This is a genomic window from Bordetella genomosp. 9 (assembly GCF_002261425.1).
In the GTDB taxonomy this organism is placed as follows: Bacteria; Pseudomonadota; Gammaproteobacteria; order Burkholderiales; family Burkholderiaceae_B; genus Bordetella_C.
In genome coordinates, this window is sequence record NZ_NEVJ01000001.1 from 200750 (window position 1) to 226160 (window position 25411).

The 25411-nt window shown below is 67.2% G+C and carries 16 protein-coding genes and 1 pseudogene; 13 read left to right on the forward strand and 4 right to left on the reverse strand.

Annotated elements, in window-relative coordinates; genetic code table 11:
* Window positions 1-18 precede the first annotated feature (18 nt).
* From CAL26_RS00900 to CAL26_RS00920, 5 genes and pseudogenes are all read left to right on the forward strand, one after another.
* A pseudogene (locus CAL26_RS00900) lies at window positions 19-954 on the forward strand (LysR substrate-binding domain-containing protein); the annotation flags it as partial.
* Window positions 955-1079: 125 nt separating this feature from the next.
* On the forward strand, window positions 1080-1994 hold the full coding sequence (locus CAL26_RS00905) for a LysR family transcriptional regulator (protein WP_094845080.1): 915 nt from the start codon (window positions 1080-1082) through the stop codon (window positions 1992-1994).
* Window positions 1995-2134: 140 nt separating this feature from the next.
* On the forward strand, window positions 2135-3106 hold the full coding sequence (locus tag CAL26_RS00910) for a Bug family tripartite tricarboxylate transporter substrate binding protein (protein ID WP_179283197.1): 972 nt from the start codon (window positions 2135-2137) through the stop codon (window positions 3104-3106).
* A gap of 12 nt (window positions 3107-3118) precedes the next feature.
* Window positions 3119-4396, forward strand: a complete 1278-nt coding sequence (locus CAL26_RS00915; protein WP_094845082.1) for a M28 family peptidase — start codon at window positions 3119-3121, stop codon at window positions 4394-4396.
* Window positions 4397-4521: 125 nt separating this feature from the next.
* Window positions 4522-4812: a hypothetical protein gene (locus CAL26_RS00920; RefSeq protein ID WP_094845083.1), complete on the forward strand. Its 291-nt coding sequence runs from the start codon at window positions 4522-4524 to the stop codon at window positions 4810-4812.
* A 64-nt stretch (window positions 4813-4876) separates the two neighbouring features.
* On the opposite strand, the gene CAL26_RS00925 is transcribed toward CAL26_RS00920, so the two are convergent.
* Window positions 4877-5452 carry a BPSL1445 family SYLF domain-containing lipoprotein gene (locus CAL26_RS00925; protein WP_094845084.1) on the reverse strand — a complete coding sequence of 192 codons (576 nt, stop codon included), beginning with the start codon at window positions 5450-5452 and terminating at the stop codon, window positions 4877-4879.
* A gap of 145 nt (window positions 5453-5597) precedes the next feature.
* The gene (locus CAL26_RS00930; protein WP_094845952.1) at window positions 5598-8042 is read right to left on the reverse strand and encodes a glycogen/starch/alpha-glucan phosphorylase; all 2445 of its coding nucleotides are present in this window, start codon (window positions 8040-8042) and stop codon (window positions 5598-5600) included.
* Between the two features lie 323 nt (window positions 8043-8365).
* Between CAL26_RS00930 and CAL26_RS00935 the strand changes: the two genes are divergently transcribed.
* The 7 genes from CAL26_RS00935 to CAL26_RS00965 all read left to right on the forward strand — a co-directional run bounded on the left by CAL26_RS00935 (window position 8366) and on the right by CAL26_RS00965 (window position 20382).
* Complete coding sequence (locus CAL26_RS00935; protein WP_143277328.1) at window positions 8366-11218, forward strand: hypothetical protein; 2853 nt, start codon at window positions 8366-8368, stop codon at window positions 11216-11218.
* Window positions 11202-12482, forward strand: coding sequence for a hypothetical protein (locus CAL26_RS00940; protein ID WP_094845086.1), 1281 nt, complete (start codon window positions 11202-11204; stop codon window positions 12480-12482). Before CAL26_RS00935 ends, CAL26_RS00940 begins: the two co-directional genes overlap by 17 nt.
* A 75-nt stretch (window positions 12483-12557) precedes the next feature.
* Window positions 12558-13700, forward strand: a complete 1143-nt coding sequence (locus CAL26_RS00945) for a metallophosphoesterase family protein (RefSeq protein WP_094845087.1) — start codon at window positions 12558-12560, stop codon at window positions 13698-13700.
* Complete coding sequence (locus CAL26_RS00950) at window positions 13697-16363, forward strand: AAA family ATPase (protein WP_094845088.1); 2667 nt, start codon at window positions 13697-13699, stop codon at window positions 16361-16363. The genes CAL26_RS00945 and CAL26_RS00950 overlap by 4 nt, the downstream gene beginning before the upstream one ends.
* 369 nt (window positions 16364-16732) lie before the next feature.
* Entirely contained in the window at window positions 16733-17710 is a 978-nt protein-coding gene (locus CAL26_RS00955; protein WP_094845089.1) for a glycosyltransferase family 9 protein, read from the forward strand.
* 124 nt (window positions 17711-17834) lie between these two features.
* Window positions 17835-19133, forward strand: a complete 1299-nt coding sequence (locus CAL26_RS00960) for an O-antigen ligase family protein (protein WP_094845090.1) — start codon at window positions 17835-17837, stop codon at window positions 19131-19133.
* A 202-nt stretch (window positions 19134-19335) separates the two neighbouring features.
* A complete protein-coding gene (locus tag CAL26_RS00965) occupies window positions 19336-20382 on the forward strand; it encodes a hypothetical protein (RefSeq protein WP_094845091.1) in 1047 nt (348 codons plus the stop codon).
* Between the two features lie 10 nt (window positions 20383-20392).
* On the opposite strand, the gene CAL26_RS00970 is transcribed toward CAL26_RS00965, so the two are convergent.
* Window positions 20393-21325 (reverse strand): LysR family transcriptional regulator, encoded by a 933-nt coding sequence (locus CAL26_RS00970; protein ID WP_094845092.1) that lies wholly within the window; start codon window positions 21323-21325, stop codon window positions 20393-20395.
* Window positions 21326-21546: 221 nt separating this feature from the next.
* Between CAL26_RS00970 and CAL26_RS00975 the strand changes: the two genes are divergently transcribed.
* Window positions 21547-22749, forward strand: coding sequence for an alpha-hydroxy acid oxidase (locus CAL26_RS00975; RefSeq protein ID WP_094845953.1), 1203 nt, complete (start codon window positions 21547-21549; stop codon window positions 22747-22749).
* Between the two features lie 95 nt (window positions 22750-22844).
* Here the strand turns inward: CAL26_RS00975 and CAL26_RS00980 are convergent, their stop codons facing one another.
* Window positions 22845-25343, reverse strand: coding sequence for a TonB-dependent siderophore receptor (locus CAL26_RS00980; protein WP_094845093.1), 2499 nt, complete (start codon window positions 25341-25343; stop codon window positions 22845-22847).
* Window positions 25344-25411 lie beyond the last annotated feature (68 nt).

Below are 25411 nucleotides of genomic sequence, written 5' to 3' on the forward strand. Positions count from 1 at the left end.
ATTCCCTCGAGGCCATCCATGGATCGTTTTCAGGCCATGCAGGTATTCGTCAGGGTCGTCGACGCGAACAGCTTCACCCGCGCCGCGGATCACTTGGCACTGCCGCGCACCACCGTCACCACGATTATCCAGAATCTTGAAAAACTGCTGAACGTGCGGTTGTTGAACCGCACCACGCGGCGGCTCAGCCTGACGCCCGACGGCGCGGCCTATTATGAACGCTGCGTCCGCATCCTGGCCGACGTCGAGGAAGCCGAAGCGGCGTTCATGGACGCATCCAGGCGTCCGCGCGGCAAGCTGCGCATCGATACGCCCGCCGCCATCGGCCGGCTGATCCTGATCCCGTCGCTGTGCGAATTCCACGAGCGATACCCCGACATCGAGCTGGTGATCGGCATGGGCGACCGCCCGGTGGACCTGGTGCAGGAAGCCGTCGACTGCGTGATCCGCGTCGGCGAACTCAAGGATTCCAGCATGGTCGCGCGCCGCATCGGCATGTTCGAAGGCATCACCTGCGGCGCGCCGGACTACATTGCGTCGCACGGCGAACCGCAGACGCTGGAAGACCTGGCGGACCACGTCGCCGTGCATTATTTCTCAAGCCGCACCGGCCGCGTCATCGACTGGGATTTCATGGTTGACAACGAAGCCGTGGAAGTCAAAATGCGCGGCGTCGTGTCGGTGAACGACGCCGATGCCTATATGGCCTGCGGGCTGCAGGGCTTCGGCCTGATCCAGCCGCCGCGCTACATGGCCTTGCCCCATCTGCAGAGCGGCGCCCTGAAGGAAGTCCTGCCGGCCTGGAAACCCAAGCCCATGCCGATTTCCGTGGTCTATCCGCACAACCGCCACCTGTCGCCCAAGGTGCGCGCGTTCACGGACTGGGCGGCCGAGATCTTCGGCCGCTGCCCGCTGCTCAGCGGCCGTGGCGACGCCGTCGACAGCGAATGCACCTGGGCCGGCCAGAAGCCCGCGCTCGCGGATGCGGCCGCCATGGCGGCCGAGCGCGCTTCGCACGCGCCGCGTGCCGCGGCCCGGCCGTCGGCGTCCGTCTCGGCGGCGTAGCCGGCGGGTAGCGGGTGAAAGGGTCGCGCCTGTCGCTGGCGTCGCTGCGGATCTTCCTGGCCGCGGCGCGCCATCTGAACTTCAGCCGGGCCGCGGAACAGCTGCACCTCACGCAAAGCGCGGTCAGCAAGCACATCCAGGCGCTGGAAACACGCCTGGGGACCAGCCTGTTCAAGCGCACCGCCACGGGCTTGCGGCTGACCCATGCGGGCGCGCTATACCTGGAGCGCGTCAGCGCCGCCGTGCGTTTGCTGGACGAGGCCGACGCCGTGGTGGCCCGTCCCGACGCCCGGGTCGCCCTGAACATCGCCGTATCCCCGTCCTTCGCCCAGTTCTGCCTGATTCCGGGACTGCGCGAGTTCTTCGACGCCCATCCTGAAGTCCGCATCAATCTGCGCCCGCGCCTGCTCTACGGGCGCGACAAGGCGGAACGCTTCGACGCCGAGATCCAGCTGCATACCGGCCACATGGCCGGCATGACCACGGAATACCTGTGCGGGCGCGAAATGGCCCTGGTCGGCGCACCCTCGCTGTTCGCGCGCCACCCCGTGCGCGGCGTGGAGGACCTGGCCGCCGTGCCCCTGCTGAAGCGGGCCCAGCGCGGCTACGGCTGGGACGAATGGAAGGCCGATATGGCGCCGGGGTGGCCGGGCCCCGCCGCCAGCGCGCCCGAGTACGAAGGTTTTTCCATCCTGATGCCCGCGGTGCTCAACGGCCTGGGCGTGGCGATCGCTCCGCTTTGCATGGTGGCCGGGGCCCTGCGCGCCGGCGAGTTGCAGCGGCCCTTCGGCGAGTCGGTCGAAGGCCGCTACGCGTACTACCTGATGCGGCCACGGCCCGATGTGGGCGGTCCCTACCTGGACGCCTGGTGCGAATGGATAGTCGCTCGCACGGCCTCCTTGAACGACAGCCTGGCGGGCCTGCGCTGAACGGCGGGCGCCGCGAAGCCGGGCGCCACAGCGAGGCCATTCCACTTTGGAATACCTCATGCTCATACTTCCCTTGCCGGATCGCCGCCCGTCTTTCAGAATCCCCCAAAAGTAACGTTTCTTTGCCGCGGGGCATCAATATGAAATTCTTGAAATCCACCTGCGTCGCCGCCGTCCTGGCCGCGGCGTCCGTCGCGCCGGCCGGCGCCGCCTATCCCGAACAGCCCATCAAGGTCATCGTGCCCTACACGGCGGGCGGCAGCTCCGACGTCATCGCCCGCGCCATCAGCGATGAACTCAGCGCCGAACTCGGCCAGTCCGTCATCGTCGAGAACCGCGCCGGCGCCGGTTCGATGATAGGCACCGCCTACGTGGCCAACGAAAAGCCGGACGGCTATACGCTGCTGCTGGCCGACGTGCCCTTCACCATCGTGCCCGCCCTCTATGGCGACCGCATCAAGTACAACGCCCAGACCGATTTCGTGCCGGTGTCCCTGCTGGGTCTTTCGCCCATGTACCTGTTCGTCAACCCGTCCTTCCCCGTCAAGACGGTGAAGGACCTGGTCGACGCCGCGCGCGCCAAGCCGGGCACCATCTCCATCGGCTCCGGCGGCAACGGTTCGCTGACCCACCTGATGGCCGCGCTGTTCATGCTGAACACCGACACCAAGCTGGTCCACATTCCCTACAAGGGCGCGTCGGCGTCGGTCAACGACCTGGCCGGCGGCCAGATCGAAACCAGCTTTACCACGATGCCCACCGCCACCGCGCTGTACCAGGGCGGCAAGATCCGCCCCATCGCCGTGTCGGCGCCGCAGCGGCAAAAGGAAACGCCTGACGTACCCACCTTTGACGAGGCGGGTGTCCCCAACATGACCGTGCAGAGCTGGTGGGGCCTGGTCGCGCCGTCGCGCACGCCGGCGCCGGTCCTGGAAAAGCTGAGCGCCGCCATGACCAAGGTCATGCAGTCCGCCAAGGTGCAATCGCGCCTGAACAGCGTGGGCGTCAACCTGCCGCCGGACACCAGCGCCGCAGCCCTGAAGAGCCTGCTCACCGCCGATTTCGCGCGCTGGCAGGACGTCGTCAAGCGCGCCAACATCACGTTCGAATAAGGAATCGCCAGCATGAATTCCTGGTTGGACGATGCCGCGGCCGATGCCGCGTTGATGGAAGATTTCCACGCGATCTGCGCCTTCGGCGGCCGGTTGTCCGGCAGCGGAGAGGACACGGCCGCGATCGGCTGGGCGCTGAGCCGCATGCGGCAGACCGGCGGCAGCGCGCAGCGCGTGCAAGTGCCGTATGACGGCTGGCGCGCCGGCGGCGTCAGCCTCGCGCTGGCCGGCCATGACGGGCCGCTCACCTGCCGCGCGCTGCTGCGGTCCGTCTCCACGCCGCCGGACGGCGTGGAAGGCGAACTGATCGATCTCGGCCAGGGCCGCCGGGAAGATTTCGACCGCGCCGGTGACGCGGTGCGCGGCAAGGTCGTGCTGGTGCGCCATGAGTATCCCTTCACCACCGACCACATGCATCGCCGGCGCAAGTATGACCTGGCGGTGGAGCGGGGCGCGCTGGCCTTCCTGATCGCCAACCCCTTGCCCGGCGGCGGCGTGCTGTCGGGCTCTTCCGGGCGGCCTCGCAACGCCCCGGGGATACCCGCCGCCTACCTGGACAACGCCACCTGCCTGGTGCTTGCCCGCGCGGCGGCGGGCGCCCAGCCCGCGCGAGTGCGCCTGCACGTCGAAGGCCAGGAAGACGAAACCTCGATGGCGGACCTCGCCATCCTGGACATTCCCGGCGGCACGGGCAGCTATATCGTCATCAGCGCGCACATGGACGGCCATGACCTGGGCACCAGCGCCCTGGACAACGCCTCCGGCGTCGCGGTGGCGCTGGCCGCGGCCCGCGCGCTGGCGCCCTGCGTGTCGGCGCACACCCACGGCCTGCGCGTCTGCCTGTTCACCGCCGAGGAATGGGCCCTGGCGGGTTCCAAGCGGTATCTGGACGACATGGACCCCGCCGAGCGCCGATCGCTGAAGCTCAACATCAATCTGGATACCGTGGGCGGGGATAGCACGCTGACGGCCCTGATCAGCGAATTCCCCGCGCTGGCGGGGTTCGTCGCCGACGCGGGCGCCGATGCCGGCGTGCCCGTGGCGACCTATCTGCCGTTCATGTCGAACTCGGATCACGCCAACTTCGCGGCGCACGGCATTCCCGCCATGCGGCTGGTGGCCGGTTTCGACCGTCCCGATTCGGCGGTCAACAATATCCTGTCCCCGGGGGATACGCAGGCGGTGGTCCAGGAAAGCGAGCTGCGCGCGGCGCTGCGCGTCACCTGCGCGATGGCCAGCCGCGGCCTGACGCTGACGCACGACGCGCTGGACGCCCTGGCGCGCCGGTAAGCCGCTCCGCAGCCGACCTGCCACGGTTAATCCGTCCGATAATCCGCGCGCCTGCCCGGCGCGCGGGGAACGCCTGCCTAGACTTTCGCCCTTTCGCCATTCCGGTGGCATGAGGAGAAGGTCGGATGACGGTTATCACGCCTGCCCGGTTCGCGGGGGCTTGCGCCAGCCACACGTTCGCGGATCATGCCACGAACGCCCAGGGTCCACGCTGCGACCGTGGCACCGCCGATGTCGCCCAGGTCGGCCATGTCGGCCATGTCGCCCATGTCGATATGGCCACGGCCTTCGCCGACGTTCCCGGTCCGCGCCGCAAGCGCGGCGCCGCGGACGACAGCGACATCCAGTTCGATTGCGTGGACGCCACCAACACCGAAAATGAACCGGCGACCGTGGTGCAGCGCATCCCGGTTTGAACCCGGCCGCGCTGGCCCCTACGGCCGCCGTTTTCCTGCGTAGCCTTGCTGCCAGGCGTGTGCCTTACAGGTCCAGCTTCGTCACCTTCGTGCCCTGGATCGACAGGTCAGCCATCAGGCCGGCGTTCGTCAGGAAGAAAGCCACCACGGACTGCTTCGCGGTATTGGTGTCCACCGCGCCATTCGCGCCGATCTTGGCCACCGCCACGGACGCATCCGCGCCCGCGCTCCAGCCCTTGCTGTCGCGGAACTTGTTCAGTTCTTCCTGCGTCATGAACATGATGACGACGGCGCGCGACTGGGCGCCGGCTTGCCAGCCGATCGAACCGGATGCCATGCTGTAGTAGCCGCTGGTCGCATTGCCCACACGCAGCGCGCCTTCGCCATACTGGCCGCCGACGACGAAGCCGGCTTGCAGGACGTTGGGGAAGACCAGGATGCCCTTGGCATTGTTGGCCATTTCACGGGAGCCCTTCACCGTGCTGTAAAGGCGGCTCAGCGTGGCGTCCACGCCGCTATTGATTTCCTGCCGTTTGGCGCTCGGCGTGGCCGAGGAGTTGGGACCGGTCGTGCTGCATGCCGCCAGCGCCGAAGCCAGCATCAGTGCGGCCGGCAGAGTGACGAATTTTCTACGGTTCATTGCTTTATCTCCCAGCGTGGTATGAAGAGCGCGGGCCCGGCCCGCCGTGGTTAGGGAAGCGGCGCGGCTGCTCTGCCGACCACAACGGACCCATTATTCGCCACAACAATTCAAACAACGGCGACATTCCCCTACCGATTGCAACTCACCGCGCGTACATCCTTTCCACCGGCACCGCGTGCGCCTTCCAGATGCGCTCGCAATACTCGCGGATGGCGCGGTCCGACGAGAACTTGCCGGTCCGGGACGTATTCAGCACCGACATGCGGGTCCAGCCCTGGGTATCCCGGTAGGCGTCGTCCACGCGGGCCTGGCAGGCGGCATAGGAGCTGTAGTCCGCCAGCAGCATGTAAGGATCGTGGTTCAGCAGGTCGTCCACCAAGGGGGCGAACAGCTCGCTGTCGCCGCGCGAGAAGAAGCCCGAACCGATAAGCTCCAGGACCGAGCCCAGCTCGGGATCGCGCGCCAGGTAGTCCTGCGGGTAATAGCCCTCGCGTCGCAGGGTGTAGACCTCTTCGGCCGTCAGGCCGAACAGGAAGAACTCGTCTTCGCCGACTTCTTCGCGGATTTCGATATTGGCGCCGTCCATGGTGCCTATGGTCAGCGCGCCGTTCATCGCGAATTTCATATTGCCGGTGCCGGAGGCCTCCTTGCCGGCCAGGGAAATCTGCTCCGACAGCTCCGCGGCCGGATACACCTTCTGCCCCAGCGTCACGCTGTAGTTCGGCAGGAAGACCACCTTCAGGCGGTCACGCACGTCGGGGTCGTTGTTGACGACGTCGCCGATCGCCGTGATCAGCTTGATCATCAACTTGGCGCGCGCGTAACCGGGCGCCGCCTTGCCGCCGAAGATGAAGGTGCGTGGCACGATATCCAGGTTGCGTTGCGATTTCAGCCGGTGGTAGAGCGCCGCGATATGGAGCGCCGACAGGTGCTGCCTTTTGTATTCGTGGATCCGCTTGACCTGCACGTCGAACATCGAGTCCGGGTCGACGCGTATGCCCGTCTTGCGCAGGATCACGGCGGCCAGGTCGACCTTGTTGGCGCGCTTGATGGCGCGCCACTCGCTGCCGAAGGCCGGGTCGTCCGCGTAAGGTTCGATATTGGAAATCAGCGACCAGTCCTTGACCCATTCGTCGCCGATGCAGCGCGTGATCAGCTTGGTCAGGCGCGGATTGCTCAATGCCACCCAGCGCCGCGGCGTGACGCCATTGGTCATGCTCTGGAATTTCTCCGGCCACATGGCGTAGAAGTCCTTGAGCAGATCCCGCTTCAGCAGCTCCGAATGCAGGTTGGCCACGCCATTGATCGCGTGGCTGCCCACGCAGGCCAGATGCGCCATGCGCACGTAGCGCTCGCCCGATTCGTCGATCAGCGACAGGCGCGCGATACGGGTTTCGTCGCCGAAGAAGTGAATGCGCGCTTCGTTCAGGAACCGCGCATTGATTTCATAGATGATTTCCAGGTGGCGGGGCAGCACGCGGCGGAACAGGTCCAGCGGCCACCGCTCCAGGGCCTCGGGCAGCAGGGTGTGGTTGGTATAGGAGAAGGTCTGGCGGGTGATGTCCCAGGCGCGCTCCCAGGGCACCAGATGTTCATCCACCAGCAGGCGCATCAGCTCGGCCACGCCGATGGCGGGGTGGGTATCGTTCAACTGGACGGCGAACGACTTGTGGAAGGACGTGACGGATTGCCCGCGGTGCTGCTGCAGGCGCAACATGTCCTGCAGCGAGCATGAAACGAAGAAATACTGCTGCTCCAGCCGCAATTCCTTGCCCTGCAGGCTCTCGTCATTCGGATACAGCACCTTGCTCAGGTTTTCCGACGTGACCTTCTTGCTGACCGCCCCCAGGTAGTCGCCGCGGTTGAACACGTGGAAATCGAAGGATTCCGTGGCTTCCGCGCGCCATAGCCGCAGCGTGTTGGTCGTACCGACCCGATAGCCCGGGATAGGGGTGTCGAAGGGCACGCCGGCCACGGTCTTTTCGGGCACCCAGCGCACGCGGAAACGGCCGCTGTCGTCGGTGTACTGCTCGGTATGTCCGCCCAGCTTGACCTGCACCGCCCATTCGGCGTGCTGGATTTCCCAGGGATTGCCGTAGCGCAGCCAGGCATCGGTGTTCTCCACCTGCCAGCCGTCCATGATGGTCTGGTAGAAGATCCCGTACTCGTAGCGGATGCCGTAGCCGATGGCCGGCACTTCCAGCGTGGCCAGCGACTCGATGAAACAGGCGGCCAGGCGCCCCAGGCCGCCGTTGCCCAGGCCGGGTTCTTCTTCCTGCCGCAGCAATTCGTCCAGATCGAGCCCGAGCTCGCTCATGGCCAGGCGGATTTCATGCGAAATGCCCAGACTGAGCAGATTGTTCCCTAAATAGGGACCCATGAGGAACTCAGCCGACAGATACGCCACTGTACGGGCGTTGCGTTTCTGATAAGTAGCGGCAGTATCGAACCATGACGGAACCAGGCGATCGCGCACGGTGTGGGCAAGCGACTGATACAGGTCGTTTTTTGACGCGATATCCAGCGATTTGCCCTGGGTATACAGCAGGTGATCCAGGAAGGCCCGTTTCAGGGCCTCCCGGGTCAGCGACGAACGGTCCTGTTCCGGGTTCGGGTAGGCGGAACCGGCTGCGTTTTCCCGGGCGGCGATGGTGGCGTTTGCGTGATCGTTCAAGATGGCTTCCTTGGGGTCGATCTGGATCAACAAAAATCCTAATCCAAAAGATTTGCCTTTTGAAGGTTATGGCCTGAACAATCGGCAACAAGTTTCAAGCATCGATTCTCCCCCAAAGTCCGGCGCCACGGCCCGCGCCGCCGCCATCGGCAGCCATGCCGCCGTGGCGCTCGCGCCCTTCCCAGTGAGTTTTCCTTCGCCCGACGCGGCACCCACCACATACAGGCAGACTAGCGATGGCCGCCATCCACGGGACTTCCGTTCCAGTAACACTCCCTAGCCAGATCGCGCAGGACAGTCCGCGCGGCTCGGATTTCACCGCGCGCCCCAATCTGAAGCGGGCGGGGACCCGTAAACGCCTGGGCGCCGTCCTTCAGGCCGCGCGCGACAGCATGATGCTGTCCTTCCACGGCATCCCCGACCAGGGGGCGCGCAAGGCGGACATGAACCGCAAGGCGCGGAAGATCAGCAGGGTGATCTATACCCTGCTGGATACGCTGGCGGCGGGGCGGGACAAGAACCTGCCCCTGCCCAAGGACGCGCTGCACCAGCTCATGGGCATCGTCGTGACGCAGAAGCTGGGCGCTTCGCTGGAACGCATCGCACAGCCTTTCGTCGACGCGTACGTCAACCGGGCGCCGCGCGAGGACGTGCTGGTGATCTTCAACCGCTTGAACGAGCTGGCGGGCGCCGTGTCGCTGTTCGCCGCCATGAACGAAACCAATCGCCAGGACGGCCAGGGCATCATCGAGGTCCTCAAGCGCGCCTGCCTGACGGCGCTTGCGCGCGACAGCGTCGGCGCGTCGCTGGGGATGCTGGCCGGTTCCCTGGACCAGCCGCAACCGGACCCGCGCGTCATCGCCAAGGCCTGGTCTTCGCTGGACCACGGCGTGCGGGAAGCGGCATGCAAGGAACGTCTGCCGCCCGTCGAGCACATGCAGGCGGGACTGGAGTCCTTGTCCCATGCCTCCACCCGCGTGTTTTGCACCGTGTTGGCGCCCCAAGTGCCGCCGCATGCGCGCATGGCGCGCTACCTGCTGGAAACGGCGATCCATGACACGCTGCGCGACGTGCCCGCCGAGGATTATCCGGATCACCTGGACACCGGCCTGGTGCAGGAAGCCGTCCGCACGCACGTCGTCGCGACCATCGAGCGCAGGATCGCGCACACCATCCACAAGCTGGAAAACGCCACGCGTCCCGGCGTTCGCACGGCCGAAGTCGCGAATCGCGAATGGCATGACATCCGTGGCCTGCTGCTGTCGCTGGGCTGGGTATACCTGGCTCCCGACTACCAGGACGGCCTGGATGAACAGGTCCAGGCGGAGCGCGCAACGGAAAGGCACTATGCCCGCGCGGTCATGATGATGCCGCCGCGCACTGCGGGGGCCTTGCTGGAACGCCTGGACACGGATCGCCTGCTCGCCATGTACGGGCATCTGGACCTCTGGTCCGGCGACGAGCACGCGCATCTGTCCTCGCTGCTGCAACGTGCCTGCGGGGCCAGGCTGCACGAATTGCGCGATGCCGTCCTGGCGGCCCGGTCCACCCTGGATGCGGCCGTGCACCAGGACAGGCGCATCGGCACCGCCCACGCGCTGCTGACGCTCAGCGATGCCTTGGCGCAGTGCGAAAGATTCGCGCTGCGCGCGTCGATGGCGCCGGATTGGCGACAGGACCCCGGCGTCGATGCGGCCATCCTGCGGGCCGCGGGCAGCCTGCGCATGCCGGGCGAGCCCGGCATCGGGATGGGCCAGGCTACGCTGGGCATGCTGGACGACGCGGCTTTCGCCGATCTGCTGCGCAGCGACCATCCCCGGGTCGCGGCGGCCCTGTCGCTGGACCCTGCCGCGCGGCTGTATGAAGCGCGGCGGCGGCTGGCGCTGGCTGATGCCGCCGTCGCCGCCCGCCTGGCGCGGCTGTCCGATTTGCTGCTCGACCCTCTGCTCGCGCCCCATTCCTTCACCAGCGCTATCGTGGGGATCGCGCTCGCCGATATGGCGCGGCGCGACATCAAGTCGGCATTCGGTGACGGCCGTGCGCACGACGCCGCGCTCGCGGCATCCCCGATGGATCGCGAAATCGGGTTGATGCTCGGCTTGATGCGGGTCCGCGACGATGACGCCGCGCCGCTGCCATGGGCCGAAACCCGGCGCCACGCCAGCGGACTGCTCGGCGCCCTGCGGCAGGTGCGCCGGGCCGCGATGCACGGGGAAGGGGGGCGGGCCGGCGCGGATTCGGGTGCGCTGGCAACCGTCGACACGGCAATATCGGTCCTGCAGCGCCTGGGAGGACATTCAGGAATACGTGCCGAAGATTCCGCGTCGGGTTTCGCGGCTGCGGGCGACCCTTACTGGAACCCGCGGTGCCTGGCCGACATCGCGCCGTTCTTCGGCTTCAGGTATGAGCCGGCGTTCGGCTTGGCCTTGCCCTTGTTCGGATCGATGCACCGCGCACGCCTGCTGGCGGCGCTGGGGATGCGGATGGCGCTGCCGCCACCGGCAAAATTGCACACCCTGCAGGCGCCAGTCCAGGGGGCGTTTCATGACGTCGCGGTGGACAAGCACTTCCATGACGCGGCGTATCGGCGCGGCGAGCTTTCCCTGAGGGTGAACGGTCATGCGCCGGATCCGTCCGCCGATCCCCGCATCGCCGCGCTGGGCGACGACGTGCGGCGGCAGTCCGCGCCATCCCTGGACCGCGCATTGGCGAAACTGGCTGGCCTGGGCAGCGGGGCGGACATCGCCCTGACGCGTTTGATGTCCGCGCTGTCCCAGGGCGTGGTGGATTTCGTGCAAAGCGCGCGCGATATGCCGGAAGCCTGGCGCTGGTCGCGCATCCCGGAACCGGCGTCGGTGCGCCACATCCATTTCGACGTCAGCGAAATGGCGCAAGGCGGTTACCGGCTGGACATCGTGGCCTGCCTGGAGACCCCCCGCCCCGATAGGGAAATCCATCTGACTTTCACCGTACGCGCCAACGAAACCGGCGGCCGGGTTACCAGCCTGATCGTGCCCCCCACGGCGCGCCTGATGAACTCCCTTTACCACATTGACACCGCGAGGCCCATTCATGACGCAGGTAAATAACATAAGCAGCGGCGGCGCCCATTCCGGCCTGCTGGCCGATTTTTCCGCTCACGCCCAGGACAACGCGCCTTATTCGGCACAACCGGGACGGCGCAAGGCGTCGCAGCGGCGCTTCGTGCCCGCCCTGCGCGGCGGCGAGGCCCGCAAGCTGGTGGACGGCAAGCACCAAGGCAGTCGCGTCGACTCGCGTCACCTGGCGGCGGCCGTGGTGGCGTCGGATCCAGACCAGGCGCCGGTGCCTACATCGAACGAGACGCCGGGCGCGACGCGCCGCACGCAATCCGCGCCGGCCGGTTTGTTTTCCATGGGCGACGACGGCCAGTCAGGCGCCGCGCGGCTGGAACGTGCGGTGGTGCGAAAGATATCGGCCGCGCCCGCCACCGCCGCCGCGACGCCCTTGCGACGGGCGCTGGCGTGCGTGCTGGACGCGCTCGGCAGCGCCTGCGACAAGGTCTACGCGGGCGTGAATCAAACGGGACGCGAACTGCAGCGGGGTTATCGCGCGGTCCACGGCGCATGGGCCGCGCTGGGACGCCATGGCGCGGCCGCCCACGGTGGCGCGCCATCCGCGACGGGCAGGAAGGCCTACGTGCCGCCGCCCCCGATCGACCGGTCGAACGTCGCGATGATGGCGGGTGTGGAAGCGGACCTCATCGAAAAAGCGCTGCGGCGCTCCGCGACGGCGCTGGAGTTCTCAGGCGAGAACCTCACGTATCGCAACCTGTTCTACCTGATCCGGGGCAAGACGTATCGCCTGCAGCAGGACGAAGCCGGGCGCGGCCTGCGCGCGCAGGCGGCGGATGACGGCGATTGCCTGATGCGCCGCGTGGCGACCGCGATCAACAATGCCCGCGATCCCTTCGGCATGCTTTCCAACGGCATCGAAGGCGCCGCGGATCCGCGCATCTTCAAGCCGCTCGACGGCGCCGGCGTATCGAGATTCGCCGCGGCGCGCGCGCAGTACCTGGCCTACCGCGATGCGCACTATCCGGACTTCGCGCCGACATATCAGCGGCTGGTCCAGTTTGGCGACGGATTGACCAACCGCATCGTCGAGCAAACCATCGAGGCGCGGCGGGCGGCCTGCCAGGCCCAGGGCATCCCGTTCGACGAGGACGCGCTGATCGACGACGCCATGGTCCTCAACCCGGGCGACCGCCATCCCGTGACGGCCAGGCAGTTCAGCGACGATCTGCGGCGCATGCGCGCATGCGCGGCCGAACTGGCGGCGACGCTGGCGCAGCGCACTTCTTTCCAGGCCTAGGTTGCCGGGCGCCGGCCGGGCATGTCGGCCGTGGGGCGGCTGCTACACTCGCTGCAGTTTCCCCATGAGTGCGCCTTGGTTCGACTACTACACACCTCAGATTGGCAGATCGGCAAGCTGTTCGGCCAGTTCGATGCGGATGACGCCGCCATACTCGCGGATGCGCGCTTCCAGGTCGTTGAACGCCTCGCCGAGGCGGCCACCACGCGTGGTGTAGACCTGGTGCTGGTGGCCGGCGACGTGTTCGATGCCCAGACGGTCACCGATCGCACCCTGCATCGGCTGTTCAACGCCTTGAACGGCTACGCCGGTCCGTGGGTATTCATCCCCGGCAACCACGATGCCGCGCTCAGCGAATCGGTCTGGACGCGCGCCGCCCGGCTGAACGCCGTCCCGCCGCACGTGCACCTGTGCCTGGCGCCGCAGCCGCTGGTACTCAAGGATCAGGGCGTGGCGATCCTGCCCGCGCCGCTGACCCAGCGCAACACCTATAACGACCTGACTGAATGGTTCGACGGCGCCGATACCGCGCCCGGCCTGGTGCGCATCGGCATGGCGCACGGCAGCGTGCAGGGCATCCTGGCCGACGACATCGATTCGCCCAATCCCATCGGCGCCGGCCGGGCCGCGCGCGCGCGCCTGGACTATCTGGCGCTGGGCGACTGGCATGGCTGCCGCCAGATCGACGATAGAACCTGGTACAGCGGCACGCCCGAGACGGACCGGTTCCGGGCCAATGATTCGGGCCAGGCCCTGGTGGTCGAGCTGGACGGCCCGGGCGCCGTCCCCACGGTGACGATGCTGCCCACCGGGACGTTTCGCTGGCGGATGGAAACTTTGCAGCTGCGGGTGCCCAGCGATGTGGACGCCGCCATCCTGCAGCTGGAGTCCCTGGGGCCGCGGGACGTATTGCAGCTGGCCTGCGCGGGCCAGGTCGATCTCGATGGCTACCGCCGCCTGCAGCGGAGCATCGCCCAGGCGCGCGGCGTGACGCGCGCGCTGCTGGCCGATCTGTCCGCGCTTACCCTGCTGCCCACCGAGCAGGACATGGAAGGCCTGCGGGCCGACGGCTACCTGGGCGAGGTCATCGCCGACCTGCGCGCCCAGCAGGACGGCCCGGACAGCCAGGTCGCCCGCGATGCCCTGGCGCTGCTGGCGGGGATCCTGGACCGCCGCGCGGGCCATGCCGACGTGGCGCCGGCCAAGGACGCGTCGTGAAGCTCACCCGCATACGTATCGAACAGTTCAGGCAGTTCCGCGAGCCGATCGAGATCGATGGCCTGCAGGACGGCATCAATCTGTTCTCCGGGCCGAACGAAGCCGGCAAAAGCACGGTCGTCGCCGCGATCCGGGCCGCTTTCTTCGAACGCTTCCGCTCCAGCGCGGCGGAAGATTTCCGTCCCTGGGACGACCCGTCGGCGTCGCCGGCCGTCACGGTGGTTTTCGAACACGACGGCCAGGAATACCAGCTGATGAAGCGCTTCCTGGGACGCAAGCGCTGCGAGCTGCGTATCGGCGCGCGCGTACTGGACGGCGCGGAGGCGGAAGAAGCGCTGGCGGTGCTGATGGGATTCCAGCACGCCAGCAAGGGTGCCAGCAAGGCGGAACACTGGGGCATCCCCGGCCTGCTGTGGATACAGCAGGGAAGCGGCCAGGACATACGCGAGCCGGTGGCGCATGCGACAGGCCATCTGCGCACGGCGCTCGATGCGTCCGTGGGCGAAGTCGCCAGCACCCAGGGCGATGAAGTCATCGCCGAAGTCCAGGGCCTGCGCGACGCCTTGCTGACGTCCGCCACGGGCAAGCCCAGGGGCGCCTATGCCGCGGCGCTGGAAAAATCGGTCGAACTCGAATCATTGCTGGCGGAACTGCAGCGCGAAGCCCTGGAGTATCGCCACAAGGTCGACCAACTGGCGAGTTTGCGCCGCGAACACCAGGATGACGCGGCGAGCCAGCCCTGGGCGGCGTTCCGGCAACAGGAAAAGGCCGCCGCCGAAGCGCTGGCCCGGATCCAGAGCCTGCAGGACGCGCTCGCGCTGGAAAGAACGCAGGCCGGGCGGTGGGAAAGCCGGGCGGAACTGGCGCGCAATCGCCTGGACACCCATGCCGCGCAGGAGCGAGCGGTGGCCGCCCGGCGGGAAACGCTGGCCCGGGCCGCCGACGTCCATGCGCAGGCCGCGGCGTCGGTGGATCCATGGCGCGGCAAACTGGAAAAAGCGGAAGCCGCCCTGGCCGAGGCGCGCCAGCAGCAACAGCGCGCCCGCCAGCACGACGCCCGGCGCCAGGGCGACCGCGAACGCGCCGCCTTGCAGGCCCGATGCGATGCGGCAACCGGTGCCGTGACGCAGGCCGAAGCGGAGCAGGCCCGTTTGATCGAACACCGCCGCGAGGCGGCCGCGTTGCGCATCGACGACGCCGTCGTCCAGCGCCTGCGCGAGGCCCAATTGGCCCTGCGCGAACTGGAACTGCGCCGCGCCGGCGTGGCGACCAGGCTGCGTTATCGGCTCGAAACGTCCGCCGGTATCGACGCCGGCGACGAAGTGCTGCGCGGCGACGGCGAACGGCAATTGGTCGCGCCGACCGTGCTGCGCGTGGCCGGCGTCGGCGAGCTGGAAATCATCCCCGGCGGCGCGGACCTGGCCGTACTCCGGCGCGAGCAGGCGGAATGGCTCGCGCGGCGGCAGGATCTGCTGGAAAGCGCCGGGGTGGCCAGCCTGGAAGATGCCGAGTCGCGTCTGCGCGCGCACGCGGCGCACCTGTCCGAGACGCGCAATGCGGAAGCCACCTTGAAGGGGCTGGCGCCGCGCGGCATCGAAGCGCTGCGCGCCGAACTGGCGGATGCCCGGGCGCGTATCGCCGAGCTCGATGCGGCGCAGGCCCAGGCCCCGTCCACGTCCACGTCCACGTCCACCGTAGCCTCCGCCGAAGGCATTCCGGTCGCCGATGCCGATGCGGCCGCCGCCGCCGCGGAAGCCGCCGTCCGCCAGGCAACGGAAGCCTGGCATGCGGCGCGGCTGGCCGAAAGCAACGCTCGCGCGCGCGTCGAAGCCGCGCAACGCGAGTGCGACGCCGCCCAGGCCGAACTGGAATCACAGGCCCGCGACGGCAGGCTGGCCGAGGCGGAGCGCGAACTCGCCCTGGCCGGCGCCGAGGCGCAGGCCGCCCTGGCGCGGGCCCAGGTCCTCGAACGCCAGATCGCCCAATCGCGGCCCGACATCCTGAGGCAGGACATCGAGCGCTTCCGCCGCAGCGCCGAACAACACGAAAGGCGCCACGCCGAGCGGCGCGACATGTTGTTCCGCCTGGAAGCCGAGCTGCAGGTCGCCGGCGCGCAGGGCCTGGACGAACGCATGGCCGAAACCGCCCGCGACCTGGCGCAGGCGCGGCGGCAGGCCGCGGAGCTCGGACAGCAGGCGCGCGCCCTGGACCATCTTCTGGGGCTGCTTCGCGGCAAGCGCGACATCCTGACCCGCCAGTTGCAGGCGCCGCTGCGCCGGGGGCTGCAGCACTATGTCGACCTGCTCTATCCGCAGGCCCATATCGAGATCAATGAAGACCTGATGCTGGGACCGCTGACCCGCGCCGGGCACCGGGGCCCGGAAAGCAGTCTTTTCGAGGCGCTGAGTTTCGGCGCGCGCGAACAGCTGGGCGTGATAGCCCGGCTGGCCTACGCGGATCTGCTGCGTGCGGCGGGGCGGCCCACCCTGATCATCCTGGACGACGCCCTGGTCCATAGCGACGATGCCCGCCTGAGCCAGATGAAACGCGCCTTGTTCGACGCCGGCACGCGCCACCAGATGTTGCTTTTTACGTGCCATCCGTCCAATTGGCGCGATATCGGCGTGGTCCCGCGTCCACTGGGTGAGGCACGCGGCGCCTGACAGCGCAGCGTCCGTGTCCGCGGCGGCGATTCCGGTCGTCAACCGGGCCGCGCCGGACGCCACCCGACAAATGTCCCTTGTTTGTAGGAAGTTACGTATGTGGGGACCGGCGTTACCGGAAGCCCGGTACGTTCGCGGTACACTGGTTGGCAAGCAGATATATTGGGGTCGAACCGGCGCATCCTGTCGACCTTCGGGTTATCACTAGGGCTTTTACGGGCGGATTATCCGTCTGCCTCGTGTAATGTTCTCTATGTCAAAGTGTGGCAGCTAAATTCGTTTTAATTTGTCGCAGATAGTTACAGTCTTCCAGGCAAACTCCTAAATTGTTCATGATGGAACCGCGGCTCCTTTTGGAATTGTAGGACTATGCCCACACCTTCCGGCGTCATGCCCCCGTACGACAAGCCCCGAGCGCTGAGCGGCTTGCGCGGTGCCGGTCGCGTCGCGCTGCTGATGGCGCCACGGCTTGGCGACACCCTGCTGATGATGACCCTGGCGCAGAACCTGGCGCTCCATGGCCGTCAGGTGACCGTGTTCGGCGATTACGTCCATGCGCTCAAGGACTGGTTTCCCACCATGGACGTCCGGCCGTCGCTGCCGCAGGCCCGGGCGCGGGAAACGCTGGCGCAATTCGACTGCGTGGGCCAGATGCACATAGGCTGGCCCTATACGCTGCACGACTGCCATGAAAAATATTTCTACTATGACGCCCACGTGGTCGTGACCGGCCGGGGCTTCGTCAAGCTTTTCCAGATCCGCGACTTCTGCCGTGACGAACTCGCCATGCCGGGCGCCACGACGCACAATGCCCTGCAGCCGCTGAACCGGCTGGACCACCGATCCTGTCCTGGCCGTATCGTGCTGCATCCCACCTCGACGGAAGCATTGCGCTGCTGGGCTCCCCATCATTTCGAAGCCTTGGGCGTGCGCCTGCTCAAGGACGGATACGAACCCAATTTCCTGGTCGCGCCCCATGAGCGCAAGGACTGGATCTTCCTGAGAGACGCCGGCCTGAAGGTTCCCGAACTGCCCTCGCTGTCGGAAGTGGCTTCGCTGATACACGCCTCGGGCTGGTTCATCGGCAACGAATCCGGGCTGGGGCATCTGGCGTCCAATCTGGGCGTTCCCACCTTGTCGGTCACCGGCCGTCCTACCCGCACCAAGGCATGGCGTCCCGCCTGGGCCACGTCGCGCATCGTCTACCCCGCCTACATTCCGGGCGGGCGCTGGCGTGACCGCCTGTGGCGCGACTGGCTGTCGCCCCGCAGCGTCATGTGGGCGTTCCGCCGCCTGCAGCAGGACGACCGGCGCAATCCCGTCGCGCCGCCCTGGAATGCGGCGTGATGGTTCGCCCCCTTCCGTTTTCCCGACTTTCCCGCAAGCGGCAAGCTTGCCCCGCACGACCGAAGCAGCCCAAACCATGCATGGGGTGATGGATCGGTATTGCCCCATACAGTGATTTGAGTTCATGCCATCGCTATATCCCCGCCTGGCGGCAATACTCGCCCTACTCGTGCCCGCGTGCGCGCTGACCAGCGCTTCGGCCGGCCCGACCCTGCTTTACGTGGCTGGGCTGCTGGCCATCATCGCCATCGTCCACGACCGGCTGCGCGGCGGTGGCGCCACGGACACGGCCGCCATGGCCCCCATATGGCCGGCGGCCATCGCGTTATGCGCGCCCTTGGCGTCGGTGCTGTTGACCTTCGCGTTGGTGAACGGCGCATGGAGTTCGTCGGAATTCGAGAAGTTCTTCCGCTTCGCGCTGGCCTGTCCGATCGGTTGGCTGCTGCTGCGAGCGCCGGTGCGCTGGCTGCAGCAGGTGCAGTGGAGCCTGTTGTTCAGCGCCTACGCCGGCTCGATCATGCTGATCGTCATCATGCACACCGCCGATCTGGGCCGGGGTACGGTCAGTGATTTCGGCGGGCGATACAACGCCGTGGCCTTCGCGGACCTGACGCTGTTCTTCGGCTTTGCCTGCCTGTTGATGCTGCCATGGACATTGAGCCGCTGGCCGCGCGTCGAAAAAGGCCTGAAGATCCTGGCCGCGGTCCTGAGCCTGTACGGGACCTGGCTGTCGCAGACGCGCAGCAGCTGGATGCTGCTGCCCATCTTCGGCCTGGTCGTCCTGTTGTCGCGCGCGCATTGGTCGCGCAGGGCCAAGGCCGTGTTCGTGGCCGGCCTGCTCGTCGTGCTGGCGGGCGCCACGTCACTGCTGTGGCACATGCAGGACAGCCGCATGCGGGAAGTCGCATCGGACGTCGAGAACTATGTGGACAACGCCGACCGCGACACCTCGGTCGGCATACGCATGCAGCTTTGGCATGCGTCGTGGCTGATGTTCCTGGATCATCCCGTGATCGGCACTGGCGCACGCAACTTCCGGTCGAATCTTGCCGAGCTGCGCGACCGTGGCATCGTGACGCCCCTGGTCGCCAGCGATTACGGCGAACCCCATAACGACCTGATCGCGGCCATGGCCGGCTACGGCGCGATCGGCCTCCTGGCCATGCTCACCCTGTACCTGTTGCCGGCCGTGATTTTCTACCGGCGGATGTTCCATCCCGATCCGCGGGTGCATATCGGCGCGCAGGTCGGCCTGTTGTTCTGCCTGGGCTATACGGCCTTCAGCCTGACCGAAATGATGTTCCGCAACATGCGCAGCGTGCCGATCTATGCGGTCACGATGGTGGTGCTGTACGCACTGACGGCGCCGCGGCGGCCGGTCGCTGTCGCGCACGATCACGGCCTAGCCGCCGGGATGCGTTAGACAGACCCAGGCATCGTCCGACCCGACGTCCAGTTTGGTCTGATTCTGCCAGGCAACGGGAACAATACCGTAACGTTTCTGCAAACTTGCCGCAGGTTTTCCGCAGGCAAGCTGCAACGTGCCGAACGACGCACGTCCCTTCCATGCTTGCCCTCGGTACCGATGGGCGCGCGTTCCGCGTGCCTAACCTGTCGGAGACGCTATGGGCAAGTTCACTGAACAACAGCTGCAGCTCGCGGGTTCGCTCGCGCTCGAACGCAGTTTCGTGCTTGGAAATACGTACCTTACGGATAGGGACGCCGCCTTCGCCGGCGGTGGTTTCGTCGAAGGATTGGGCAGCGACGGCGCCGATGTGGATATCTATGCCATCCGCGAATCGCACCTGACCATGACGCAGGTCGATGCCACGCGCTACGAGCGCATTGTGGGCCGTGGCGGCATCCGCCTGACCGCGCGCGACCGGCAAGCGGAAATTTGCCGCATCCATACACTGGTTCCCGGCACCTCGATCAAGGTCGGCGTGCATTACCGGACCTGGGACGAACTGAATGGCCTGACCATCGCGGTTCATCTTCTGCACGAGGCGGGCCATCGCAACCCGCTGGCGCCGGCCGAGCCGCTCCCCTTGCGCGACCTGGTATTCCTGCACCGCCTGTACACATCGCACGATATCCAGGGCGCGGACCGGCTGACCCGGGTGCGGCAGGAAATCGGGCGGCATCGCTTCCTGTACCTGCTTTATCGCCGCAAGGCGTGCAGCCCATCCCTGCTCGGGAATCTGCTGCACGCATGGGGGCTGGGGGACTGGCGCCAATCCGCCACCCTGGCGCATGAGATGGCGGTGGCGCACTTCCAGGCCTACACGCACCTATTGGGCAACACGCACTATCACCCCGTCTGGATACTGCCGTACGCGCGGTACCGCGGTGTGCCGGAATCCCTGGTGGCCAGGCTGGTGCGCATCATGGTCGACAAGGACCCGTCCAGCGATGAGGAAAGCCGGCGATTCGTGAACGGCTGCCTGGACTTCATCGACGACGTCATGACAGCCGCCGTCAATCTGCTGAGCCGCGTCGGCGGGCATGCCTGCCGCGAAGCCGCCTGCGCGGCACTGGAAATCCAGCTGGCGCGCCAGCCGCACGCTTGCCCGGAATGGGAAGCCGTGTACCACCGCAAGACCTACGGCATGAACGACATCATGATGCGGGAGTGGCTGGAACGGTACGGAGATGCCGTTCGCGTGCAGTAGCAATCAGGTCTCAAGCCCTGCCTATGCAGGGGGCATGCGTGAAATCGATGGTCGTGGCCACCATCGCACGCATGCTGGCCAACAGGCCGCGGCTATCGCCGCGGCGCCACTGGAACGCGTACTGCAGCGGCCGCAACGGCGACCTCGCGCCGATGCAATGCAGCTTGAGCCGTTCCGCCCAGCCAGCCGGCAGAAAGCCCACGCCCACGCCGGCGCCTATCATCCCCGCCACTGCCGCCCAACTGTTGCAGACGATGCGCTGTTCCACGCCGGCCTTGTGCGCCAGCAGCCACTCGTCCAGCAGTCGCGTGGTGCCGGCGTCCGCCGGCAGCGTCACCAGCGGATGGCGGCGCAGCAGTTCCTGCACGCCGGGCTTGGCTGCACCGCCGGGCGCCGCACGCTTGCGGGGCGCGGCCGTCAATGCCGGCGCGGCGACCCATTCGAAACGCGCCTGGCCCATGGCCTGCGATACCAGTTCGCTGCGCGGCGACAGGCCGGCGATGACAGCGAAATCGAGTTCGCCGTCGGCCAGGCGCCGTTCCAGCACCCCGCCGACGTTCACGTAAGGCTCCAGGACGAGGCCTGGATGCGTGCCATGCGCGAGGGCGACCAGGGCCGGCAGCCACGTCAGGGCCGATAGATCGCCGACGCCGAACCGGCAATGGCCTCGCAACGCGGTGGCGTCGGCGGTCTGGCGTTCGAATGCCGCGGCGGCGTCCAGCACCTGCAGCGCCACGGGAAGCAGCCGGCGCCCCGTGTCGGTCAGCACCGCCTTCTGGCCGCTGCGATCGAACAGGGGTTGGCCGATGGCCGATTCCAGTTCCGCCAATCGCTTGGACAGTGCGGAAATCGACAGGTGGATGCGTTCTGCCGCGGTGGCGAAGTTGGCGCATTGCGCCGCCCACCAGAAGGCTTCCAATTGCTTGACGGAGGGCAGGGCCATTAATGTGTTCGAAAAATATGTTCGACAGAGATGTTCGACAGAGATGTTCGACAGAGATGTTCGAAAGATATGTTCGAAAAAAGCGAATCAATTCGTCAACTATATATCGCTTTTCCGCGCGCGGCCAGGCGCCTAAAGTGGGCGCTCCCTTTCCTGGAACGGCGGCCCCTTCAATAGCCGTCACGCAACCCATGTACGCGCACCGCACCAACGAATCCGTCATGCCGCCATCCGCCGCGGCCATTCCGCGTCGGAATCGCAAGCCGCCGTCTGTCCTTTCCCGGATGCTCTCCCTGCATGATTTCGAGGCAGCCGCGCGGGCCCGGCTGCCGCGGCCGATCTTCGGGTACATCGCGGGCGCCGCGGAAGACAACACCTCGCGCGACGACAACCGGGCGGTCTTCGACGAATTTGCGTTCGTGACGCGTGTGCTGCGCGACGTATCGCGGCGCACCCAGGCGGTGGAGCTGTTCGGCAATCGCTATGCGTCGCCGTTCGGCATCGCGCCCATGGGCATCGCGGCGCTATCCGCCTACCGGGGCGATCTCGTGCTGGCGCGGGCGGCGCGCGACGCCGGCGTGCCGGCGATCATGAGCGCGACGTCCCTGATCCCCATGGAAGATGTGGCTCGAGAGTGTCCCGGCACCTGGTTCCAGGCCTACCTGCCGGGGGACCAGGCGCGCATCGATGCCCTGGTCGATCGCGTACGGCGCGCCGGCTTCCAGGTCCTGGTGGTCACCGTGGACATTCCCGTCTCCGCCAACCGTGAGAACAATGTGCGCAGCGGATTCTCCACGCCCCTGCGCCCCAGCCCGCGCCTGGCCTGGGACGGCCTGCTGCGGCCGCGCTGGGTGGTGAACACCTTGCTGCGGACGTGGGCGCGGCATGGCATGCCCCACTTCGAGAATTCCTTCGCGACGCGGGGCGCGCCGATCGTGTCGTCGACCGTCATGCGCGATTTCTCGGCGCGCGACAATCTCAGTTGGGAACATATGTCGGCCATCCGCCGGCGCTGGCCGGGTCCATTGGTCATCAAGGGCGTGATCGGCGTCGACGATGCGCGCATGGCCCAACGGATCGGCGCGGACGGCGTGATCCTGTCCAATCACGGCGGCCGCCAGCTGGACGGCGCGGCGTCGCCGATGCGCACGCTGGAGCGAGTCGTGCAGGCGCTGGGCCCTGGCTATCCCGTCATGATCGATGGCGGGTTTCGCAGGGGCTCGGACGTGCTGAAGGCGCTGGCGCTGGGCGCGCGGATGGCCTTCGTCGGCAGGCCGTTCAACTACGCCGCGGCGGTGGCCGGGGAAGCCGGCGTGCGGCACGCCATCGGGCTGCTGCACGCCGAGATCGATCGCAACATGGCGATGCTCGGCGTGGATCGTTGCGAAGCGCTGGGCGCCGACGCGCTGATACGCAAGACCTGACGCACGCCCCCTGACGCGCAAGCCCTGACGCAGGCAAGGCATGGCGCCGCCGTGACCGGGCAGGACGACCGCCTTCCCGATCGGCGGCCGTGCGCCTAGAGGTGATACCGGACCGTCAGCATCGCGTTGCGGCGGTCGCCGAACACGCTGTAGAAGTAGCCCGGCGGACGGATGTAGTAATCGCGGTCGAAGATGTTGTTCAGGGCGATCGACACGTCGACGTTCTGGTTCACCTGGTATCCCACCGTCGCGTTGAAGATGGCGTATCCGCCCTGGGTCACCCCGCGGGTGGTGGCGGTCTGCGCGAGCATGCCGCCACCCACGCTCACCTTCTGCAGCGGGCCGTCGGTGAACTTGTACTTGGTCCACAGCTTGAACAGGTGCTTGGGATCGGTGCCGTCGGTCAGGTCGGCGTCGTCGTTGGCGAACTTGACGTTCAGATAGGTGTAGCCCGCATAGACGTTCCAGTTCGGCGTGGTCTGGCCGTTGACTTCGAACTCCACGCCCTGGTCGCGCGCCTTGCCGCCCGGGATGCTGCCGGTGGGATGGTCGGGATCGGTGACCGCGCGATCCTTGTCGTTGATGCGGAACAGCGCCACCGTCGTGTTCAGGCGATTGTCCAGGAAGCTGTTCTTCAGGCCGATCTCGTATTGTTCGCCCGTGCGCGGCGGCAGCAGCGCGCCGGTAAAGCTCGTGGCCGTCTGCGCCGTCATGAAGCGCGAGAAATTGGCATAGGCGGTGGTCGACGGCGTGATGTCCCACACCAGGCCGGCCGACGGCAGGAAACGGTGCTTGACGTCGGCGATCGTGCCCCAGCTGGGATCGGCGGACAGGACGCTTTTGCTGCGTTCCTGCAGATAGGCCTCGCGCGCGCCCAGCACCAGGGTGACGGGATCCGCCAGCTTCACGCGTCCCTGGGTATAGAAGCTGTACTGCTCCAGGCGGCTTTTCGCGTCATAGGTGAAAGGCACGCTCACTTCGGGCACGTCGTCGGCATCGTAGAGGCTGAACAGGCCGCCCGGATTGGGCCCGGTCAGGGGCACGAAGCCGGACTTGGCGCGCTGGTTCATCTGCGCGTAATTGAAGCCGGCCGTCAGCGTGTGCGTCAGGCCGAAGGCCTGCACGGGGCCGGATGCGTGGGTGTCGAAGCCCGCCCAGTCCACGTCCGTCAGCTGCCGCTGGTCGCCGAAGCGCGCCTGGCCGTCCGCGGTGGCGGCGGGGCCGGAATAGGCGTACTTGGCGCTGAGCCTGGCCTCGCGGTAGAAGGCCGTCGAGTCCCAGGTCCAGCCGTTGTCGAATCGATGCGTCAGGTTGGCGTTGGCTTCCTTCAGCGCCACATAGGAGCGGTTCCAGTCGGGGCTGTAGTTGTCGTGGTAAGACCCGGGCACGCGACCGACCAGCGCCGTCCGCGTGTCGTTGATGACGCCGCCCGCGCCGTAGTCCAGGCCGGTGATCTTGGTGACCTGGTAGCCTCCCGAGAAGGACAAGGTGGTGCGTGGGGAAAAGTCGTAGTCCAGGGCGACGTAGCCCATCGCGTTGCGGTTGCGCGTGACGTCCACGGACTGCTGCCAGTTGTTGCCCGCGATCACCGCCCGGCCGCGCAGGGTGCCCGCTTCGTTCAGCGGGCCGCCGACGTCGAAGACCTGGCGCGCGCCGCCGAAGGTGCTGATCTGCGTTTCGCTGGACAGATGGAACTCGTCCTGCGGGCGCTTGCGCACCAGGTTGACGGTGCCGCCCGGCTGGCCGAGCGAGTCATCGGTCACGCCCGCCGGGCCGCGCAGGACTTCCACGCGGTCGTACATGGCCATGTCGAACTGCTGCTGGTATTGCAGGCCGTTCATGATGGACACGCCATCGAATTCGATGCCCATCTGGTTGCCGCGCGCGCGGTAGTAGCCGGTGCCGTCGCCGTAGTCCACCGAGCCCACGCCCGTGACGTAGCGCAGGCCCTGCTGGATGGTGGCGACGTTCTGGTCGTCCATGCGTTCGCGTGTCAGGACGGAAACCGAGGCGGGGATCTCCTTGATCGGCACGGGGATCTTGCCGATGGTGGCGGTGGTCGCCGCATAGGACCCGCTGCCTTCCTTATTGGCGTCGGAGACCGCGCTGCCCGTGACCTTGACCTCGGGCAGCGTCGTGCTGGTGTCCGGCGCGGGGCGCAGCAGATAGCCGCCGTTGTCCTGCTGCACGGCTTCCAGGCCGGTGCCGGCGAGCAGCGACGCGAGCGCCGCGCGCGGCGTATAGCGGCCGCTGATGCCGGCGGTACGCTTGCCCGCGGCCTGGTCTTCCGTGAAGGTCAGCAGGACGTTGGCCGAGCTGGCCAGGCTGCGCAGCGCCGGCGCCAGCGCGCCGGCGGGAATGTCGAACCGCCGCGCCGTGGCTGGCGCCGTGGCTGGCGCCGCGGATTGCGCAGCGGATTGCGCAGCGGATTGCGCCCATGCGTGACCCGGCACCGCCCCATACAGCGCCGCGCCGCAGCCGACGGCGGCCAGCAGCCGGATGATGGCGCGCGGCGGGAATGCCTGCCGCGAACCGGTCTTGGTTGATCGATGTGGCGTATCGGGATGCGCGCGACGACGACGGGCAATCAGCATGGGTTCCCCTAAGCTTATAGGTGTGCGATAAGTCCTCAGGGGATATGTGCCGCGAGCAGGCCGATCGG

Coding starts and splice junctions, on each gene's coding strand:
- CAL26_RS00935 (WP_143277328.1), top strand. CDS start 8,366: ATGGCCGCCATCCACGGGACTTCCGTTCCAGTAACACTCCCTAGCCAG.
- CAL26_RS00925 (WP_094845084.1), bottom strand. CDS start 5,452: ATGAACCGTAGAAAATTCGTCACTCTGCCGGCCGCACTGATGCTGGCT.
- CAL26_RS00960 (WP_094845090.1), top strand. CDS start 17,835: ATGCCATCGCTATATCCCCGCCTGGCGGCAATACTCGCCCTACTCGTG.
- CAL26_RS00955 (WP_094845089.1), top strand. CDS start 16,733: ATGCCCACACCTTCCGGCGTCATGCCCCCGTACGACAAGCCCCGAGCG.
- CAL26_RS00910 (WP_179283197.1), top strand. CDS start 2,135: ATGAAATTCTTGAAATCCACCTGCGTCGCCGCCGTCCTGGCCGCGGCG.
- CAL26_RS00915 (WP_094845082.1), top strand. CDS start 3,119: ATGAATTCCTGGTTGGACGATGCCGCGGCCGATGCCGCGTTGATGGAA.
- CAL26_RS00920 (WP_094845083.1), top strand. CDS start 4,522: ATGACGGTTATCACGCCTGCCCGGTTCGCGGGGGCTTGCGCCAGCCAC.
- CAL26_RS00970 (WP_094845092.1), bottom strand. CDS start 21,325: ATGGCCCTGCCCTCCGTCAAGCAATTGGAAGCCTTCTGGTGGGCGGCG.
- CAL26_RS00975 (WP_094845953.1), top strand. CDS start 21,547: ATGCCGCCATCCGCCGCGGCCATTCCGCGTCGGAATCGCAAGCCGCCG.
- CAL26_RS00940 (WP_094845086.1), top strand. CDS start 11,202: ATGACGCAGGTAAATAACATAAGCAGCGGCGGCGCCCATTCCGGCCTG.
- CAL26_RS00965 (WP_094845091.1), top strand. CDS start 19,336: ATGGGCAAGTTCACTGAACAACAGCTGCAGCTCGCGGGTTCGCTCGCG.
- CAL26_RS00980 (WP_094845093.1), bottom strand. CDS start 25,343: ATGCTGATTGCCCGTCGTCGTCGCGCGCATCCCGATACGCCACATCGA.